The organism is Kribbella sp. NPDC049227 (assembly GCF_043197265.1).
Classification (GTDB): domain Bacteria; phylum Actinomycetota; class Actinomycetes; order Propionibacteriales; family Kribbellaceae; genus Kribbella.
Map to the genome: position 1 here is coordinate 185,198 of NZ_JBICST010000012.1, position 19,139 is coordinate 204,336.

At 69.5% G+C, this 19,139-nt stretch carries 17 protein-coding genes; 13 read left to right on the top strand and 4 right to left on the bottom strand.

The window, feature by feature from the left end; translation table 11 throughout:
* The first annotated feature begins 159 nt into the window (after window positions 1-159).
* Both ACGFH6_RS43395 and smc read left to right on the top strand, forming a co-directional pair.
* Window positions 160-315 carry a hypothetical protein gene (locus ACGFH6_RS43395; protein ID WP_233712037.1) on the top strand — a complete coding sequence of 52 codons (156 nt, stop codon included), beginning with the start codon at window positions 160-162 and terminating at the stop codon, window positions 313-315.
* 275 nt (window positions 316-590) lie between these two features.
* Entirely contained in the window at window positions 591-4,151 is a 3,561-nt protein-coding gene (gene smc / locus ACGFH6_RS43400) for a chromosome segregation protein SMC (protein WP_393397216.1), read from the top strand.
* A gap of 74 nt (window positions 4,152-4,225) precedes the next feature.
* Here smc and ACGFH6_RS43405 read toward each other — a convergent pair whose 3' ends face one another.
* The gene (locus ACGFH6_RS43405) at window positions 4,226-5,086 is read right to left on the bottom strand and encodes a hypothetical protein (RefSeq protein WP_393396968.1); all 861 of its coding nucleotides are present in this window, start codon (window positions 5,084-5,086) and stop codon (window positions 4,226-4,228) included.
* 78 nt (window positions 5,087-5,164) lie between these two features.
* Window positions 5,165-5,485 carry a nuclear transport factor 2 family protein gene (locus tag ACGFH6_RS43410; protein ID WP_393396970.1) on the bottom strand — a complete coding sequence of 107 codons (321 nt, stop codon included), beginning with the start codon at window positions 5,483-5,485 and terminating at the stop codon, window positions 5,165-5,167.
* A gap of 98 nt (window positions 5,486-5,583) precedes the next feature.
* Here ACGFH6_RS43410 and ACGFH6_RS43415 point away from each other — a divergent pair, with 98 nt between their 5' ends.
* From ACGFH6_RS43415 to ACGFH6_RS43435, 5 genes are all read left to right on the top strand, one after another.
* Window positions 5,584-6,096, top strand: a complete 513-nt coding sequence (locus ACGFH6_RS43415; protein ID WP_393396972.1) for a hypothetical protein — start codon at window positions 5,584-5,586, stop codon at window positions 6,094-6,096.
* Window positions 6,097-6,196: 100 nt separating this feature from the next.
* Complete coding sequence (locus tag ACGFH6_RS43420; protein ID WP_393397218.1) at window positions 6,197-6,688, top strand: sigma-70 family RNA polymerase sigma factor; 492 nt, start codon at window positions 6,197-6,199, stop codon at window positions 6,686-6,688.
* Window positions 6,685-7,383: an anti-sigma factor family protein gene (locus tag ACGFH6_RS43425; protein WP_393396974.1), complete on the top strand. Its 699-nt coding sequence runs from the start codon at window positions 6,685-6,687 to the stop codon at window positions 7,381-7,383. Before ACGFH6_RS43420 ends, ACGFH6_RS43425 begins: the two co-directional genes overlap by 4 nt.
* Window positions 7,384-7,419: 36 nt before the next feature.
* On the top strand, window positions 7,420-8,511 hold the full coding sequence (locus ACGFH6_RS43430) for a threonine aldolase family protein (RefSeq protein ID WP_393396976.1): 1,092 nt from the start codon (window positions 7,420-7,422) through the stop codon (window positions 8,509-8,511).
* A 147-nt stretch (window positions 8,512-8,658) separates the two neighbouring features.
* Window positions 8,659-9,228 (top strand): dihydrofolate reductase family protein, encoded by a 570-nt coding sequence (locus tag ACGFH6_RS43435; RefSeq protein ID WP_393396978.1) that lies wholly within the window; start codon window positions 8,659-8,661, stop codon window positions 9,226-9,228.
* Here the strand turns inward: ACGFH6_RS43435 and ACGFH6_RS43440 are convergent.
* Window positions 9,212-10,117, bottom strand: coding sequence for a M56 family metallopeptidase (locus ACGFH6_RS43440; RefSeq protein ID WP_393396980.1), 906 nt, complete (start codon window positions 10,115-10,117; stop codon window positions 9,212-9,214). The two genes, ACGFH6_RS43435 and ACGFH6_RS43440, sit on opposite strands and share 17 nt — an antisense overlap.
* Window positions 10,114-10,518: a BlaI/MecI/CopY family transcriptional regulator gene (locus tag ACGFH6_RS43445; protein ID WP_393396982.1), complete on the bottom strand. Its 405-nt coding sequence runs from the start codon at window positions 10,516-10,518 to the stop codon at window positions 10,114-10,116. Before ACGFH6_RS43445 ends, ACGFH6_RS43440 begins: the two co-directional genes overlap by 4 nt.
* A gap of 82 nt (window positions 10,519-10,600) precedes the next feature.
* On the opposite strand from ACGFH6_RS43445, the gene ACGFH6_RS43450 reads away from it, so the two are divergent.
* From ACGFH6_RS43450 to ACGFH6_RS43475, 6 genes are all read left to right on the top strand, one after another.
* A complete protein-coding gene (locus ACGFH6_RS43450; protein WP_393396984.1) occupies window positions 10,601-12,016 on the top strand; it encodes a cytochrome ubiquinol oxidase subunit I in 1,416 nt (471 codons plus the stop codon).
* Window positions 12,017-12,026: 10 nt separating this feature from the next.
* A complete protein-coding gene (gene cydB, locus ACGFH6_RS43455; RefSeq protein ID WP_393396986.1) occupies window positions 12,027-13,037 on the top strand; it encodes a cytochrome d ubiquinol oxidase subunit II in 1,011 nt (336 codons plus the stop codon).
* Window positions 13,034-14,791: a thiol reductant ABC exporter subunit CydD gene (gene cydD, locus ACGFH6_RS43460; RefSeq protein WP_393396988.1), complete on the top strand. Its 1,758-nt coding sequence runs from the start codon at window positions 13,034-13,036 to the stop codon at window positions 14,789-14,791. Before cydB ends, cydD begins: the two co-directional genes overlap by 4 nt.
* Window positions 14,788-16,416 (top strand): thiol reductant ABC exporter subunit CydC, encoded by a 1,629-nt coding sequence (gene cydC / locus ACGFH6_RS43465; protein WP_393396990.1) that lies wholly within the window; start codon window positions 14,788-14,790, stop codon window positions 16,414-16,416. Before cydD ends, cydC begins: the two co-directional genes overlap by 4 nt.
* Window positions 16,417-16,459: 43 nt before the next feature.
* Window positions 16,460-17,647, top strand: coding sequence for a signal recognition particle-docking protein FtsY (gene ftsY, locus ACGFH6_RS43470; protein ID WP_393396993.1), 1,188 nt, complete (start codon window positions 16,460-16,462; stop codon window positions 17,645-17,647).
* A gap of 172 nt (window positions 17,648-17,819) precedes the next feature.
* Window positions 17,820-19,121, top strand: coding sequence for an NAD(P)/FAD-dependent oxidoreductase (locus tag ACGFH6_RS43475; protein ID WP_393396995.1), 1,302 nt, complete (start codon window positions 17,820-17,822; stop codon window positions 19,119-19,121).
* The last annotated feature ends 18 nt before the right edge of the window (window positions 19,122-19,139 follow it).

Consider the following 19,139-nt stretch of genomic DNA (forward strand, 5'->3'; position numbering starts at 1 on the left):
CAGGTTGACCGTCGGCCCCGCCGGTGTCACCCTGAAAGACGGCACACATTTTCAGCGCTCCACGTCGTGACCCCAGGAGCGCACCCGGCCAGAACCCTTCCGGAGGACAGCACAATGGCCAAGGCTCTTCTAGGGCACCTTGGAGGCACTGACCCGCGCATGCTCGAGCAGGTTCGTCTGCTCAACAGGCGTGTCGCCGATCTGGAGGCGCACGTGATGCGCCTGCAGGCAGAGAACGACCACCTCGTCGCACAGGTCCACGAGGGCCGGCTGCTTACCGTCGACGAGGCTCTGCGCGCCCCCGCTTCGGTCTGAGGACCCGAGCCGCGACAACGAGAGTTCCATCTCTACCGTCCGCACTACCCACGGCGGTGGCCCCCGTCCGGGCCCCCGCCGGTTGTCTGTTCACCGAATGTTGTGCTCCCAGATCCTTTGCCCGCCATTCTGATCGGCTGGCCTCCGCAGGAACGTCGGCAGCTGTTTGTAGACTGCGAAGCGGAACTACTTCCCCCGGGTAGCGGCAGCGTTACGTGCAGTTATGACGGTTCCTTCGGTATCGTCTGTCCTTTCACGGGTTGGAGAGCATCGCTTTGTACCTGAAGAGCATGACGCTCCGAGGCTTCAAGTCGTTCGCGTCGGCCACGACGATGAACTTCGAACCGGGCATCACCTGCATCGTCGGCCCGAACGGCTCCGGCAAGTCCAATGTGGTCGACGCGCTCGCCTGGGTGATGGGCGAGCAGGGCGCCAAGTCGCTGCGTGGCGGCAAGATGGAGGACGTCATCTTCGCCGGCACCTCCGGCCGCGCCCCGCTGGGCCGCGCCGAAGTGGTGCTCACGATCGACAACACCGACGGCGCGTTGCCGATCGAGTACGCCGAGGTGACGATCTCCCGGACGATGTTCCGCAACGGCGGGTCGGACTACCAGATCAACGGCCAGAACTGCCGGCTGCTGGACGTCCAGGAACTGCTCAGCGACTCCGGCATCGGCCGCGAGATGCACGTCATCGTCGGCCAGGGCCAGCTCGACTCGATCCTGCGCGCCACACCGGAAGGCCGGCGCGGGTTCGTCGAGGAGGCGGCCGGCGTCCTGAAGCACCGCAAGCGCAAGGAAAAGGCGATCCGGAAGCTGGAGGCCACCGAGGGTAACCTGCACCGGCTCGGGGACCTGATCACCGAGATCCGCCGCCAGCTGAAGCCGCTCGGGCGCCAGGCGGAGGTGGCGCGCCGGGCGGTGACGATCCAGGCGGAGGTCCGGGACGGCCGCGCCCGGCTGCTCGCCGACGACATCGTCCAGGCCCAGTCCGCGCTCGAGGCGGAGCTGCGCGACGAGGCCGCGCTGACCCAGCGGCGGACCGAGACCGAGGCCAAGCTGCGCGAGGCCCGTGAGCTGGAGGCCGAGCTCGAGGACGCGTTGCGCGAGGATGCGCCCGCCCTGCAGGCGGCTCAGGACACCTGGTACCAGCTGTCCGGCTTCGGCGAGAAGATCAAGGGCACGGCCCGGATCGCGGCGGACCGGATCCGGTCGCTGAACGACGAGGCCGAGGAGCCGCGCGCCGGGCGGGACCCGGACGAGCTGGAGCTGGAGGCCGCGCGGGTCCGCGAGACCGAGGCGCAGATCGAGGCCGAGGTCGAGGCACATTCGGAGCTGCTGGCCGAAGCCGTCGAACGCCGCCAGCAGCTCGAATCTCAGGAGGCCGAGGAGGAGCGCCGGATCTCGGCGCTGATCCGGGCCGCCGCCGACCGTCGCGAGGGCCTGGCCCGGCTGACCGGTCAGGTGAACGCGCTGAAGAGCCGCGCCGCCGCCGCCGAGTCCGAGATCGGCCGTCTGGCCAGCAACATGCGTGAGGCCGAGGCACGTGCTGCCAAGGCGCAGCACGATTTCACCGCGCTGGAGACCCAGGTCGCCGGGCTGGACGCCGGTGAGAAGGGCCTCGACGACCAGTACGAGGCGGCTCAGGCGGTCCTCGACGAGATGGACGAGCGCCTGGCGAAGGTCCGGGCCGAGGAGCGCGACGCCGAGCGCGAGCGCACCGGGTTGTCGGCTCGCAAGGAGGCGCTGGAGCTCGGCCTGAACCGCAAGGACGGTGCCGGCGCCTTGCTGGCCGCCTCCGAGCAGGTGAACGGCCTGATGGGTTCCGTGGCTGCCCTGCTGAGCGTGCGGACCGGGTACGAGACTGCGATCGCGGCGGCCCTCGGCGAGGCTGCCGACGCCGTCGCGGTCACCCACACCGACGCTGCTCTGCACGCCGTCGGCCACCTCAAGCAGCACGATCTGGGTCGGGCCGGCCTGCTGCTGGGCGATGCACCGTCGGATGACTACGCCACGTGGCCGTCGCTGCCGTACGGAGCGTCGTACGCCGTTGATGTCGTGGACTGCCCGGAGACCCTGCGGCCCGCTCTGCGACGGCTGCTGCGCAAGGTCGTCGTGGTGGACGACGTGGCGGCTGCCCGGGTGCTGGTGCGGAATCTGCCCGACGTCACGTGCACCACGCGCGGTGGCGACGTACTCGGGGCGCACTTCGCGTACGGCGGTTCGGACGCGGCTCCCAGCCTGATCGAGGTGCAGTCCGCGGTTGACGAGGCGGCGGAGAAGCTGACCGAGGCTACGGCGCGGAGCGAGCGGCTGCGGTTCGAGTTGGCGGCGCTGGAGGACGAGCGGGCGCGGCAGAAGGAGTCCGTCGAGATCACGCTGGCCCGGCTGCACGAATCGGACGCGGCGATGGCGGCCGTGGCCGAGCAGTTGGCGCATTTCGGGTCGCTGGCGAAGGCGTCCCGCGGCGAGGCGCAGCGGATGGCCGAGGCGATCGCCGCGGCCGAGGAGGAGCGCGACAAGAACCTGTCCGGCCTGGCCGAGCTGGAGGAGCGCCTCACCGACGCCGAGCAGTTCGACGACGACGGTGACGAGCCGGACACCACCGAGCGGGACCGGCTCGCCGAGGCGGCCAAGGGCGGTCGGGCGGCCGAGATGGAGGCGCGGCTGGCGCTGCGCACCACCGAGGAGCGGGCCCGGGCGCTGTCCGGCCGAGCGGACTCGTTGGAGCGCGCGGCGCGGCAGGAGCGCGAGGCGCGGGCGAGGGCGATCGCTCGGGCGGCACGCCGAGCCCGGCAGGCAGAGGCCGCGCAGGCGGTGCACCTGGCGGCTGGTCACGTGCTGGCCCGGCTGGAGACCTCGCTGCAGCTGGCGGCGTCCGAGCGGGCGGCGATCCAGGCGCAGCGGGCAGATCGCGAGCAGGCGCTGGCCCAGTCCCGGTCCGCGACGCGGGGCCTGAGCTCCGAGCTGGAGCAGCTGACCAACACGGTGCACCGCGACGCGCTGGCCCGGGCCGAGCAGAAGATGCGGCTGGAGCAGCTGTACGAGAAGTCGCTCGGCGAGCTCGGCATCGAGGTCGAGGCGCTCGTCGCGGAGTACGGGCCGGACCAACTGGTGCCGCCGCTGCCGAAGGACGGCGACGACAACACTCTCGAACTCGAGGGCGAGCCGTTCGACCGGACGAAGGTCGAGAAGCGGCTCAAGCAGGCCGAGCGCGCGCTCAACCAGCTGGGGCGGATCAACCCGCTCGCGCTGGAGGAGTTCGACGCGATGGAGGAGCGGCACCGGTTCCTGTCCGAGCAGCTCGACGACCTGAAGAAGTCCCGCCGGGACCTGATGGACATCGTCAAGGAGGTCGACGAGCGGGTCGAGCAGGTCTTCACCCAGGCCTACCGCGACGTCGAGGTCGCCTTCGAGCACGTGTTCGCCCGGCTGTTCCCCGGCGGTGAGGGCCGGCTGGTGCTGACCGACCCGGACGACATGCTGGCCACCGGGATCGACGTCGAGGCGCGCCCGCCGGGCAAGAAGGTGAAGCGGCTGTCGCTGCTGTCCGGTGGCGAGCGGTCGCTCGTCGCGGTCGCGTTCCTGGTCGCGCTGTTCAAGGCCCGGCCGTCGCCGTTCTACATCCTCGACGAGGTCGAGGCGGCGCTGGACGACACGAACCTCGGCCGCCTGCTGGAGCTCTACGAAGAGCTGCGCGAGAACAGCCAGCTCCTCGTCATCACCCACCAGAAGCGCACCATGGAGGTCGCCGACGCGCTGTACGGCGTCACCATGCGCGGCGACGGCGTCTCCTCGGTCATCTCCCAACGAATCCGCGAGCCCGAAGCGGTGTAGTTCGTAGGGTGTAGCAGCGGACTTCGAGGGGCTCGACAACGGAGCTGACCGTCCGCGCGGTCTGAGGGCCTGGGCTACCAGTTGTTGTCGGAGGCGGCGGAATCTCCGAGGTCGGAGTCGCTGCCCGTGGAGGGGCCGGAGTCGAAGGCGAAGTCGTCGCCGGCGTCGTAGTCGTACAGGCCGTAGGCGTACTTCGTGTCCTCGGCAGCCCGCAGCGTGGCGGCGTCCGCGAAGGCGGCGAGGCCGCGCCGGAACGGACCGAGGCGGAACATACCTGTGGCGCTCCACCAGATCACCGGCTCGTCGTCGTCGGTGTCCAGGCCCGCCGACAGTTGCTCCCAGTGGTGGTGCAGTCCCAGGGCGAGCGCCCACGGGAGACACCGGATCAGGTCAGCCCGCCGTACGTCGCCCACCTCGAGAGTGGCGAAGTACCGCCGGAAGCCGAGTACTTCGGCCACCATCGCGTGACCGGCCGGCGTCACACTGCCCCAACCCGCCAGCCTGGTCCGGCGGAGCATCGCCCCCGCACGACCGGCCGTCGGTGGCCGGTGGAACCAGCCGCGCTCGGCGACCCGCTCCTCGACCGCGGTCCGGAACTTCTGGTGCGCGCCGAGCATCCGCAGATTGTCCTTCCGCCCGCGGCGCATCATCCGGCTGTCGCCCGGCTTGAGCAACGGGAACATCCCCCGGAGCAGGACCCGATGGTGCTCGCCCGCGGTTGCCCCGGGGTCGACCAGGACGACTGTCTGCGGCGAGTGTTCGGTGCTGCCCTCCTCGACTCGCACGGCACCGAGCTGCGCCAGCTCGAGCACCGTGCCACCGGTCGCTGCCGGGCCGACCTCGGCGAACACGAGCAGCGCGGCCTCCGCGACGGACAGCTCCGGAGGGTTCTCGACCTTCGGCAGCCGCAGGTACCGGCGGGCTGACATCCTCATGACCGGACTGTAGGGGGCCGATGGGGCAGACGAGCGTTTGACCGCCACGGCGTGCTTGCCCCTGGCAGCTAAGCGGGGTCAGGCGGTGATGGTCATGGATGCGAGCTGGTCGCCCTGGACGTCGAAGGTGAAGTGGGACGGGCCGTTGAAGCCGTCGCCGCCGACCTGGGTGACGATCGTCAGCGGGTTGCCCGGGGTGGACACCTGGGTGCCGGTGAAGGTGGCCCGCTTGCCGATCAGCTCGTTGTCGCTCCAGGACCGGATCCGGTCGTGTCCGCGGAACTGGCGGCCCCAGTCGTCGACGAAGCCGTCGGCGGCGAAGGCGGCCACGAACGCGTCGTTGTCCTGCTCGTCGATCGCGGTGAGTGCACGCTGGATCGCGGCGGGGAGCTGTTCCATGCCTGAAACCATGCCCGAAACGATATCTCTCCGGTTTGAACCGGTCACGGATTCCGGACGTATGGCAGGTGTTCGACGGTGAATCCGAGGAGGACCTGATGAAGCGTATGGGGATTGTGATCGGTGTGTTCGCGCTCGGCCTCGCCGGCTTGACCGCCTGCGGTGACGACGGCGACTCCGCCGGCGGTGGAACATCCAGCAGCAGCTCGAGCGCACCGGCCGCCGCCGGCGCGAAGCTCGCCACTGCCGACGTCGGCAGCCTCGGCAAGGTCAATGTCGACGGCAACGGGCGAACGGTGTACGTGTTCGACAAGGACGTGTCCGGCAAGTCGAACTGCGAGGGCGACTGCCTGGCCAAGTGGCCGGTCGTGGCCGCCGGTGACGGTACGCCGCAGCTCGACGGCATCGACGCCTCGCTGGTCAGCACGGTGACCCGGTCCGACGGCAGCAAGCAGCTGGCGGTCGGTGGGTTGCCGATCTACCTGTTCGCGAGTGACACGAAGGCGGGCGACGCCAAAGGCCAGGCGGTCGGTGGAGTCTGGTGGGTCGTCGGCGCGGACGGTAAGAAGATCACGACTCAGCCGTCCAGTAATGGCAACTCAGGTTACTGAGTTCCGGCCGCGGTTGAGCCCAGCCATTGCGGTGGCCGGTGAATCCCCTATCGTACGGACGGTGGGTGACTACCCGGGGCCGGAGGCTGCCGAGACGCTGATCCGAACGCTGTACGCCGAACACGGCCGCAGCCTGCTGGCTTATGCGACCAGGCTGACCGGCGACCGTGCGGCCGCGGAGGACGTCGTCCAGGAGACTCTGGTGCGGGCGTGGAAACACGCCGGCGACCTGACCGCGGGCAAGGGATCCGTGCGCGGATGGTTGCTGACGGTGGCACGCAACATCGTCACCGACCGGGCCAGGGCACGAGCGGCGCGACCGGCCGAGGTCGCCGACGTGGAGATCCGGCCCCCGGTCGAGGGTGACCATTCCGAGTCCGTGGTGAACACCATGATCGTGATGGACGCACTCGACCAGGTGTCACCGGAACATCGCGAGGTGCTGGTGCAGTTGTACTACCGGGGCCGGTCGGTCGCCGAGGCCGCCAAGGAACTCGGCGTCCCGCCCGGTACCGTGAAATCGAGATCGTATTACGCCCTCCGAGCTCTGCGCGCGGTGATGGCCGGAACAGAAGCGGAGGTGGCCCGATGAGTGAGCACGATCGCTCGCAGCTGGGTGCCTACGCCCTGGGCGCGCTCGAGCCCGACGAGGTCCGCGAGGTCGACGAGCACCTGGCCACCTGTGCCGAGTGCCGCACCGAGGTGGCCGAGTTGGAGGAGATGAAGTACTTCCTGGGCGAGGTCCCGCCGGAGGCGTTCCTGGACGGTCCGCCCGAAGGTGGCGAGCTCCTGCTGCAGCGCACGCTGCGGGAGGTGCGGCAGACGGCCGTCGAGCCGGCGCCGACGCAGGCCCCACCCGCCAGGAAGCGGTCCCGCACGTGGGTGCTGGCAGCCGCGGCAGTGCTGGTGGTGGCCGGTGCACTCGGTGGCGGCGTGGCCATCGGACGGCAGACTGCCGAGCCGGCCGACGCTCCTGTCGCCGGGTCAAAGCACGTCAACTCGTCCGACGTCGCGACTGGTACGACGATGGCCACGACGGTGGAGCCACGGGCCGGTTGGAGCTGGGTCATGGTGCAGATCAACGGCCTGAAGGCCGGTGCCGAGTGCCAGATGGTCGTGACCGACAAGTCGGGCAAGACCTGGATCGCGGGCAGTTGGGTGGTGTCGGCTAAGGCCGCTCAGGAGGGCAGCAAGTTCGGCGGCGGTGTGCTGGTGCCGCTGAATCAGGTGCGGTCGGTGGAGATCAGGACGCTCCAGGGCGAGCACGTGGTCACTGCCAAGATCTGAGCCCAAACCGATTGCGGGGCACGAGAGAATAGGGGCGTGGCTACTACCTCTGACGACCTCAGGGCCCGCCGGAAGACCGCGGCCGAGAACTGTGAACGCTGGCTGTCGCACCCACGGGTGCCTGTGCCCGACAGGCTGCGGCAGCTCACAGAGGTCGCGTGCGAGGACTCGGCCGACGTCTACGGCAACGATGGAGACGTCGCCGCGCTCGAGCAGGAGGTAGCCGACCTCCTGGGGAAGCCGGCGGCGGTCTTCATGCCGACCGGGATCATGGCGCAGCAGAGCGTCCTGCGCGTGTACGCCGACCGCGCCGGGACCGATCGGGTCGCGGTGCACGGACTGTCCCACCTGCTCGTGCACGAACTGAACGCACTGGAAGAGGTGCACCGGCTCCGGATCGAGCGGATGACGTCGGAGCCGCGGCAGCCCCGGCCGGACGAGCTGGCCGCGATCCCGGGGAAGCTGGCCGCGGCGACGGTGGAGCTGCCGCTGCGCGATGGCGGGTTCGTCCTGCCGACGTGGGACGAACTGGTCGTGTTCGCCGAGTCCTGCCGGGAGCGCGGCGTACCGCTGCATCTGGATGGCGCTCGCTTGTGGGAGAGCACGCCGTACCTGGGGCACAGCCTGGCGGAGATCGCGGCGCTCGCCTCGACGGTGTACGTGTCGTTCTACAAGGTGCTCGGTGGCTTGAGCGGTGCGGCGCTGGCCGGCCCGGAGGACGTGATCGCCGAGGTACGGCGCTGGCAGCGGCGGCTGGGCGGCAACCTCTACACGATGTTCCCGTACGCCGTGTCCGCACGGGAGGGACTGCGGACCGTCCTGCCACTCATGGGAGACTTGTACGAGCGGGCGGTCGAGCTCTCGATGGCCTTGCAGAGCGAGGGTTTCCGGGTGTTCCCGGAGCCGCCGCACACCAACTCGTTCCGGGTCTATGCGCCGCAGGCGGCCGATACGATCGAGACCGCTGCGGTGCAGCGGATGGAGGCGACGCGCGAGGCGATCTGCGGCCGGTGGCAGCCGGCCGACGTACCGGGATGGTCGTGGATCGAGTTGGTGGTTGGTCCGCACACGCTGGAGTGGCAGGTCGACGAAGTCGGCAAGGCGTTCGGGGAACTTTTACGGCACTGAGGTCGTCAGTGTGATTGTTGGGTTGGGGATACGGGGAGAGAAGTGCTGACATTCGTCGTCACCATGGTCGTTCTGCTGGTTCTGTCGGGGCTCGTGCTGCTGGCCGTGGCCCGGGGTGAGGGGAAACATTTCGGGTAGCCTCGCTGGATGAGGCGACTGATCTTTCAGGAGTACGTCACCCTCGACGGGTACGCCGCCGGACCGGACGGTGGGCTGGAGTTCTTCGACACGATCGCCGGGCAGTCGGACACCGACAATCTCGCCTTGCTCGACAACGTCGACACGATGGTGCTCGGCGCCGAGACGTACCGGTTGTTCGCCGCGTTCTGGCCGACGGCCGCCTCGGCCGGTGAGGTGATCGCGGAGAAGCTCAACGCGTTGCGCCTGGTGGTCGTGTCGACGACGCTCGAGAGCGCACCGTGGGGGCAGTACGAGCCCGGCATCGTGGTCCGCGACCTCGACGCGGTGCGGGCGATCAAGGCCGAGCAGGACGGCAAGGACCTGATCCTGTGGGGCAGCATCACGCTGTTCCACTCGCTGCTGCACGCCGGTCTGGTCGACGAGGTGCAGTTGCGGATCTGCCCGATCCTGCTGGGCGCGGGCAAGAGCGCGTTCCCGGCTGGCGGCCAGCCGGTCGACCTCGACCTCATCGAGGCCAGGCCGTGGGCGAAGGGCGGCGTACTGGTCCGCTACCAGCCGGCTAACTCACCGCGCTGACGATCGCTTTGACGAGCGGGGCGGCGACGGTGATCGTCGGGAGGATCAGGAGGGCGGCCGCCACGGCGTAGGTGCCGGCGGCGAGCCAGGTGTTGCTCGGCTCGGGGTCGGCGAGGCGCTGGACCCGCAGTACGGTCGCCGACTTGGCAGCGGCCAGTCCTGCTTCGGGTGCTGGTGCGCCCGCGAGTGCTACCAGGGCTCGGGCGAGCGGGCGTGGGCCGTTGCGGCGGCGGGCGTCGTCGTCGGCCAGCAGCTCGACCAGCGTGCGGGCCTGCTCCAGTGCTACGTCGCTGCGGACCCAGCGCGGGAATGCCATGTGCAGTGCTGTGAACGCCTCGAGGACAAGATCGTGCCGGGCGCGCAGGTGCGCTTGCTCGTGGGCGAGCACGGCTCGCAGTTCGTTGTCGTCGAGCCTGTCCAGAGCTCCGACCGACACGACCACGCGGGCGCCGCGGAGAGCTGGGAGGCAGTAGGCCAGCGGTGTTTCCTCAGCCAGCACACGCAGTCCCGGGATCAGGCCGTCGGGCGTGGCCAGTACGTCGACCAGGTCGCGGTGCCGCTTGCGGCGGGCCCTGGTGCCTACTGCGACTCGACTGGCTGCCCAGAGGAGTCTCACCAGAACCAGTGCGGTCATGGCGAGGATCAGCGCCGCCAGCAGGTCCCTGATGGACGACGGGTCGAAGCGTGGCCGGCCGGGTTCGCCCGCTGTGGAGTAGGAGAGCGCGATGCCGGCGCCCAGCGCAGCCAGTACCGCGGCGAGCGAGATCGCCTGCCACAGAGCGACGGCCGCGCGGGGGATCCGGTAGGGCCAGCTGGAACGTGCCAGCAGCGCCGGTGCCGGCCCGGTCAGCACCAGGGCGAGTGCGGCGAGCAGGACGGGGGTGATCACCCCGCCCGCTCCTCGCTCTCCGCGTGGCCCTCCAGCCGGCCGAGGGCTTCGCGGAGCAGTGCGGCCTCCTCGTCGCTGACCTGTCCGACGAAACGGACCAGAGCCTCGCGGCGATCGCCGGCACGGTCGAGGGCGTCCCGCATCAGGTCGGCCGCGAGCTCCTCGCGTGGCGAGGCGGCACGGTAGCGCCAGGCCTTGCCGTCGCGCTCCCGCTCGGTCAGCTTCTTCTTGGCCAGCCGGTCCAGCACGGTCATCACGGTCGTGTAGGCGAGCTCACGGGTGTCCGCCAGCTGCTCGTGCACCTCGCGAACCGTCAGCGCCGCCGGCGCTGCCCACAGCCGCTCCATGACCAGCCGCTCCAGGTCGCCCAGGGGGCGCGGTGCCTTCTCCTCACTCGCCACGTGACCAGTATAACTACACGTTGTAGTAGATCCGCGCTAGCATCTACTACGTAACGTCGTAGATGGCTGGGGAGGCCGGCGCGTGGACACCCTGGATCTGGCTCGATGGCAGTTCGCCGTCACCACCGTGTACCACTTCTTCTTCGTCCCGGTGACGATCTCGCTGGTCGCGATCACCGCCGGGCTGCAGACGGCGTGGTACCGGACCGGCAAGGAGAAGTACCTGCGGCTGACCAAGTTCTACGGGAAGCTGTTCCTGATCAACATCGCGATGGGCGTGGTCACCGGACTGGTGCAGGAGTTCCAGTTCGGGATGAACTGGAGCGACTACTCGCGCTTCGTCGGTGACGTCTTCGGTGCACCGCTGGCGCTGGAGGGGCTGCTCGCGTTCTTCCTGGAGTCGACGTTCATCGGGCTGTGGATCTTCGGCTGGGAGCGGTTGCCCCGGCTGGTCCACCTCGGCTGCATCTGGATGGTGGTGCTGGGGACGCAGTTGTCGGCGTACTTCATCCTGGCGGCCAACTCGTGGATGCAGAACCCGGTCGGCTTCCGCTACAACGCTTCCCGTGGCCGCGCGGAGCTGACCGATATTTGGGCGGTGCTGACGAACAAGGTTGTCCTGGTCACCTACCCGCACACGATCTTCGCCGCGTTCATGGTCGGCGGTGCGTTCGTCGCCGGGGTGGCGCTCTGGCACCTCATCCGGCGGCCGTCGGTGGACCGCGACGTGTTCCGTACGGCGCTCAAGCTCGGGGCTGTGATCGTGATCGCGGCCGGTGCCGGGGTCGCGCTCAGCGGTGACCAGCAGGGCAAGGTGATGACCGAGGTCCAGCCGATGAAGATGGCCGCGGCCGAGGCGCTGTACGAGACGGAGAAGCCGGCCTCGTTCTCGGTCTTCACCGTGGGCACGCTGGACGGGTCGCGGGAGATCTTCTCGGTCAAGGTCCCGCACCTGCTGTCGTTCCTGGCGACCGGGAACTTCAACGGCGAGGTGAAGGGGATCAACTCGCTGCAGGCCGCGTACGAGCAGTTGTACGGGCCGGGGTCGTACAAGCCGAACATCCCGCTGACCTATTGGACCTTCCGGCTGATGATCGGGGTCGGGATGGCGTCCGCCGCGGTCGCGGTGTGGCTGCTGTGGACCACCCGGCGTGGCCGGGCGCCTGCTCGGTGGCTGATCTGGCTCGCGGCTCCGCTGCCGTTGCTTCCTCTGCTGGCGAACACCTTCGGCTGGATCTTCACCGAGACCGGGCGGCAGCCCTGGCTGGTGTTCGGATTGTTGCCGACGGCATCGGGTGTGTCGCCGGGCACCACGAGCGGCGAGGTGATCACGTCGCTGGCCGGCTTCACCGTGCTGTACGGCGTACTCGCTGTGGTGGAGGCCAAGCTGATGTTGCGCACCATCCGCGGAGGGTTGGCCGGGACGGACGGGCCGGGGCCCGATTCGCCGGACGACGCACCGGACGAGGCCGCCAAACCGTTGTCGTTCGCCTACTGAGGGGCTGGCCATGGAACTCACCACCGTTTGGTTCCTCGCCATCGCGGGGTTGTGGATCGGGTACTTCGTACTGGAGGGATTCGACTTCGGCGTCGGCACGCTGCTGCCGGTGCTCGGGCGGAACGAGCCGGAGCGACGGGCGGTGATCACCACGATCGGGCCGGTCTGGGACGGCAACGAGGTGTGGCTGATCGTGGCCGGCGGGGCGACGTTCGCTGCCTTTCCGGAGTGGTACGCGACGTTGTTCAGTGGGTTCTACCTGCCGCTGTTCGCGATCCTGGTGTCGCTGATCGTGCGCGGGGTGGCGTTGGAGTACCGCGGTAAGCGCGACGACCTGGTCTGGCGCGGCCGGATGGACACGATGATCACGGTCGGGTCGCTGCTGCCCGCGCTGCTGTGGGGTCTCACGTTCGCCAACCTGGTGCGTGGGGTGCCGCTGGATGATTCGTTCGAGTACGTCGGCAATCTCGGTGACCTGTTGAGTCCGTTCGCGCTGCTCGGCGCGGTTGCGTTCACGGCGGTGTTCGTTGCCCATGGCGCGATCTTCCTTGCGTTGCGGACGACCGATGACCTGCGGGCGCGGGCCAATCGGTTGGCCTCGCGTGCCGGGTTGGTGGCGGCGGTGCTGGTGATCGCCTTTCTCGCGTGGGCTCAGGCGATCCGCGGTGACACCGGCTCGGTGATCGTCGCCGCGCTGGCGGTGGTCGCCTTCGCCGGTGGTCTGGTTGCGAACCGGGTCCGGCGTGAGGGCTGGGCCTTCCTCGGTACGGCGCTCGCCGTCGGGCTGGCCGTGGCGTCGTTGTTCGCCGCGATGTTCCCGGCCGTGATGCCATCAACACTTGATCCGCAATCAACATTGACAACAGTTGATGCCGCGTCAACGCCGTACACGTTGAAGATCTTGACGATCATTGCCGGGATCTTCCTGCCGTTGGTGCTGCTGTACCAGGGGTGGACGTACTGGGTGTTCCGCAAGCGCATCACTGTCGAGCCGGTCGCTGTCTCGGGCTCCGCGTCATGAAGCCTGTCGACCCGCGGTTGCTGCGCAGAGCGCGGGGTGCTCGGGTCTTTCTCGCCGCGTCGGTGCTGATCGGGATCGCCAGTGGATTGTTGATCGTGATCCAGGCTGTGCTGCTGGCGCGCGGCATCGCGGGCATGGTGCCGATCGCCGACGGAGGCACCGGGGTACTCCGCGGAGACGCGGGCGGCGGCGAGGCCGGTGGCGGCGTGCTGGGCGGCGTCCTGGGCGGCGTTCTGGGCGGCGGGTTGCTCGACGGGTTGCTCGGGGATGGCTTGCGGGGTGGCGGGGTGGCGGCTGTGGCTCTCGGGCTGGGGCTTGTTGTGGTGGGGCGGGCGGCGTTGGTGTGGATGCAGGAGGTGGTGGCACAGCGGGCGGCGGCTGCGGTCAAGTCGACGCTGCGTCGGCAGGTGCTGGAGCACTCACTGAAGCTCGGACCCGTGTGGCTGAGTGGTGAGCGCAGCAGCGCACTGACGACTCTGCTGACCAAGGGACTCGACGACCTGGATCCGTACTTCGCTCGGTACCTGCCCCAGCTCGTACTAGCCGCGACCGTCCCGGCCGGTGTGATCGGATGGATGGCGACAGGCGACCTGATCGCGGCGGGGACCGTGCTGATCACGCTCCCGCTGATCCCGATCTTCATGGCGTTGATCGGCTGGGCCACCCAAGCCCACAGCCGGCGCCGCCAGCACGCACTATCCGTCCTCGCGCATCACTTCGCCGATGTCGTCTCTGGTCTGCCCACACTGAAGCTGTTCGGCCGCGCCAAGGCCCAGGAGTCCGCTGTACGACGTGTGACCGACAAGCATCGGGTGGCGTCGATGAGCAGTCTGCGGTTGGCGTTCTTGTCGTCGTTCGCGCTGGAGTTGCTGGCCAGCATCTCGGTGGCGCTGGTCGCCGTCGGTGTCGGTCTGCGGCTGGTCGACGGCAAGTTGGGACTCGAGACAGCCTTGATGGTGTTGATCCTGGCGCCTGAGGCGTACCTGCCGTTGCGTCAGGTCGGCATGCAGTTCCACGCCAGTGCGGACGGGGTCGCCGCGAGCGAAGAGGTGTTCCGGATCCTGGAGACGCCACTGCCTGAGCGCGGCGATCGGACCGACGTACCGGACCTGCGGATGAGCCCGCTGCAGCTGTATGACGTGACGGTGCGGTACCCGGGGCGCGACGACGCGGCGCTGGACGGGTTCGACCTGGACGTGCGTCCGGGGGAGGTGGTTGCGCTGACTGGGCCGAGCGGGGCAGGGAAGTCGACTGTGCTGGCTGTGCTGCTCGGGTTTGTGGAGCTGGAGCGGGGTGTGGTGGTTGCGGGCGGGAGTGCGGCGGACGAGTTCGAGCCGACGGTGTGGAGGGGGCAGTTCGCCTGGGTGCCACAGCGGCCCGGGCTGCGGATGGGAACGGTTGCGGACAACGTGCGGCTGGGCCGGCCGGATGCCTCCGACGACGAGGTCCGGTTGGCGCTGATCGCGGCCGGCGCCGGTGAACTCGAGCTCGACAAGGCAGTCGGCGAGCAGGGGCAGCTGCTGTCCGGTGGTCAGCAACGGCGGGTGGCACTGGCTCGCGCGCTGATCACCGACGCGCCAGTGCTCCTCCTGGACGAGCCGACGGCAGGCCTCGATCCCGACGCGGAGGCGGCGGTCATCGCCGGCCTGCGTGCGAGCGGCCGCACAGTCCTGATGGTCGCTCACAGACCCGCCCTGATCGCCGCCGCAGATCGAACAGTCACCGTCGGCGCAAGAGAACTGGTAAGCGCATGAGCGCGTTTCCGGTTGGGTTGGTGGTGCCTGAGCGGGGGGTTTGGTGGCGGTTGGGGGTGGCGCTTGCGGCTGGGGTGTCGGCGGCCGGGTGTGCGGTGGGGTTGTTGGCTACTTCGGCTTGGTTGATTACTACTGCTGCGGCTCAGCCGCCAGTGTTGATCTTGATGGTGGCGATCGTGGCGGTGCGGGCGTTCGGGGTCGGACGCGGGGTGTTCCGGTACGTCGAGCGGTTGGTCGGGCATGACGCGGCGTACCGGGTGCTGGGGGAGACTCGGGCGCGGATCACCGGGCGGTTGGAGAAGCTGGCGCCGGGCGGGCTGAGCTCGCAGCGGAAGGGTGACCTGCTGGCGCGGCTCGTGCTGGATGTCGACGCGGTGCTGGACCTGTGGTTGCGCGTGCTGCTGCCGGTAGCGGTCGCAGCGGTGACAGCGATCGCCACGGTGGTCCTCATAGCGCTGCTGCTGCCATCCGCGGGTGTAGCCGTCGCGTTGGCGGTCCTGATCGCGTGCACCGTCGTACCGTGGCTGACCGCGAAGACCGCAGCACGGGCCGAGCGGAAGCTCTCAGGTGCACGCGGCGAGGTAGCGTCCGCCGCCACCGAGACGCTGCTCACCGCAGGCGACATCGTCGCGTTCAACGCGATCGACAACGTGCTGGACTCCTTCAGCGCCAGCGACTCCCGCCTAGCCGCGGCAGAGCGACGCTCAGCCTGGAGCGCCGGACTCGGGGCAGCGCTCCTCGTGCTGTGCGTCGGCGGCGCGAGCGTGGCCGGTCTGGTGCTCGGCAGTACGGCGAACATCACAGGCGCAGTGTTCGCCGTACTCGTCCTGACCCCACTCGCGCTCGCCGACGTCCTCGGCGGCATCCCCGCCGCCGCACAACTCGCGATCCGCGTCCGGGCATCGCTGGACCGGGTCCAAGAGCTCTTGGACACCCAAGAGCCAGTCACCGAACCCGAGACCCCGCTACCACTGCCGCACGGACGCGACCTCGAGGTGAAGCTCCTCCGAGTCGGATACGCAGACGACGCCGACGTACTCAACGGGTTGAGCCTGGACATGCCGGCCGGCAGCCGAGTGGTGATCACCGGCCCGAGCGGCTCGGGAAAGAGCACCCTCGCAGCGGTCCTCCTGCGCTTCCTGGAGCCACGCGCCGGCGAGGTACTGCTGGACGGTGTCGACCTGGCCAAGCTCGAGGGCGACCAGGTCCGGTCCGTGGTCGGCCTGCTGACCCAGGAGAGCCACGTGTTCGACACGAGCATCCGGGAGAACCTCCTGCTCGCCAAGCCCGGCGCCAGCGACCTCCAGCTCTGGAAGGCGCTCTACCGCGCCCGCCTCGGGGTCTTCGTCGAGACGCTGCCGGACGGGCTCGACACGATGGTGGGCGAGCACGGCGCCCGGCTGTCGGGTGGGGAGCGGCAGCGGCTCGCGTTCGCCCGGCTGCTGTTGGCCGACCGCGACGTACTCGTGCTGGACGAGCCGACCGAGCACCTGGACGAGGAGACCGGGCGGGCGCTGCTGGAGGACCTGTTCGCCGCGGCCGGGCACCGGACCGTGGTGTTGCTCACCCACCGGCCCGAGCTGGTGCCGCCTCACGTACCGCGACAGCTGGTGCGCCTGACGTGATGGATGCGGAGGGCGGGCCGGGTGTCTGTCAAGATGGGGAACCGTGTTGACTCCACAGCTTGTCACTCTGCTCTCGGACCAGGCCCTGATCGCGATCATCGTCGTGGTCGCGGCTGTCCTGGTCGCCGGTACCGCCGGACTCGTCGTGTCCCGGCGGCGGAGGTCCCAGCTGCCGCAGGCCACTCAGCCCGCGCCGCTCGAGACCGCCGAGCCCACGGTCGGTGAGGACGCCGAGGAGCCGCGGGACACGCCGACCCGGACCCTGGAGGACACGGACCTTCCGGAGTCCCCGGCCGCGACGATCGAGAAGCCGGAGTCCGCGCAGGGCCGGCTGGTCCGGCTGCGCGCGCGGCTGGCGCGGTCGCAGGGGTCGCTGGGCAAGGGCCTGCTCGCACTGCTGTCGAGGGACAAGCTGGACGAGGAGGCGTGGGAGGACATCGAGACCACGCTGATCACGGCGGACGTCGGTGTGGCGCCGACACAGGAGCTGGTCGAGAAGCTGCGGACCCGGATGCGGGTCGAGGGTGTCGGCGGCGCGCAGGCCCGCGACATCCTCCGCGAGGAGCTGATCGCGCTGGTCGACCCGTCACTGGACCGGACGCTGAAGGTGAGCCGCAAGGAGACGCAGCCGGCGGTGGTGATGGTCGTCGGCGTGAACGGCACCGGCAAGACCACCACGGTCGGCAAGCTGGCGCGGGTTCTGGTCGCCGAGGACAAGCATGTCGTGCTCGGCGCGGCCGACACGTTCCGGGCCGCGGCCGCGGACCAGCTGCAGACCTGGGGTGACCGGGTCGGGGTCCGGACCGTGCGCGGCCCTGAGGGCGGTGACCCGGCCAGCGTCGCGTTCGACTCGGTCAAGCAGGGCATCGAGGAGGAGGCGGACGCCGTCTTGGTCGACACGGCCGGACGACTGCACACCAAGACCGGCCTGATGGACGAGCTGGGCAAGGTGAAGCGGGTGATCGAGAAGACCGCCGAGGTCGACGAGGTGCTGCTGGTCATCGACGCCACCACCGGCCAGAACGGCCTCACCCAGGCCCGCGTCTTCGCCGAGGTCATCGACGTCACCGGACTGGTCCTGACCAAGCTCGACGGTACGGCGAAGGGCGGCATCGTGATCGCGGTCCAGCGTGAGCTCGGCGTACCGGTCAAACTGGTCGGCCTGGGCGAGGGTGCCGACGACATGGCGCCGTTCGACGCCGAGCAGTTCGTCGACGCCCTGCTGGACTGACCCCCTGCTGGACTGACCCGCCCACTGGGCGGACACGCCCACTGGGCGGACACGCCCGCTGGACGGACACGCCGCTGGGATTGACGCGCCGCTGGGCTGACACGCCCGCTGGACGGACACGCCGCTGGGCCGAGGCTGTCTGCGGGGCGGGTGGATCTGGTACTCAGGTGGCATGACGCTGCCAAGAGTCGTGATCATCGGTGCCGGGTTCGCCGGGTTCCACGCGGCCAGGACGCTGTGCCGGCTGGCCAAGGGCCGGGCCGACATCGTCATGGTCAACCCGACCGACTACTTCCTGTACGTCCCGCTGCTGCCGGAGGTCGCGACCGGCATCCTCGAGCCCCGGCGGCTGACGGTGTCCATCGCGGACGCGCTGCCCGACGTCCGCCTGGTGCTCGGAGAAGTCGAGGGACTCGACCTGGACCGGCGGACGGTGCAGTACGCCGATCCGCTCGACCGGCGCGACGAGATCGAGTACGACCGGCTCATCATCGCCGCGGGCAGTGTGAACAAGCTGCTGCCCATCCCCGGCGTGACGGAGTACGCGCACGGCTTCCGTGGCATCCCCGAAGCGGTCTTCCTGCGTGACCACCTGACCCAGCAGATCGAGCTCGCCGACGCCACCGACGATGCGGCCGCGCGGGACGCATTCTGCACGTTCGTCGTCGTCGGAGCCGGCTACACGGGCACAGAGGTGGCAGCGCACGGCGTCCTGTACACCGAGCTGCTCAAGAAGCGCAGACCGCGCCTGCGCCACCAGCGGATGCGCTGGATGTTGCTGGACATCGCCGACCGCGTCATGCCCGAGCTGGACGAGCGGCTGTCGCGTACGGCGGACAGAGTGCTGCGCGAGCGTGGTGTCGAGGTCCTGATGGGTACGTCGGTCGAAGAGGCCAAGCACGACGGTGTCCGACTCACCGACCAGTCCGTCGTACCGACCCACTCGCTGATCTGGTGTGTCGGCGTCCGTCCGGACCCTGTGGTCGAGGCACTCGGTCTGAAGACAGAGAGGGGACGTCTGCTGGTCGACCAGTACCTGAACGTGCCCGACCACCCAGAGGTGTTCGCCTGCGGTGACGCGGCCGCCGTACCCGATCTGACGCGGCCTGGCCAGGTCACACCGATGACTGCGCAACATGCCGAGCGGCAGGGCCGGCGGGCTGCCAAGAACGTTGCCGCCAGCTTCGGCACCGGTGAGCGGAAGCCGTACGTCCACAAGGACCTCGGCTTCGTCGTGGACCTGGGCGGCAAGCAGGCGGCGGCCAACCCGCTGCAGATCCCGCTGGCCGGTCTCCCCGCGAAGGCGGTGACCCGTGGCTACCATCTGTTGTCCATGCCGGGGAACCGCGTCCGTACGGCGACCGAGTGGCTGTTCGATGCGACACTGCGCAGGCAGACCACGCAGCTCGGTGTCATCCCCGCGGCCGACGTACCGCTGGAGACCGCGAGTCCGGAGCGGGTCCGCCCACACTGAAGTGGGCCGAAGGAGGAG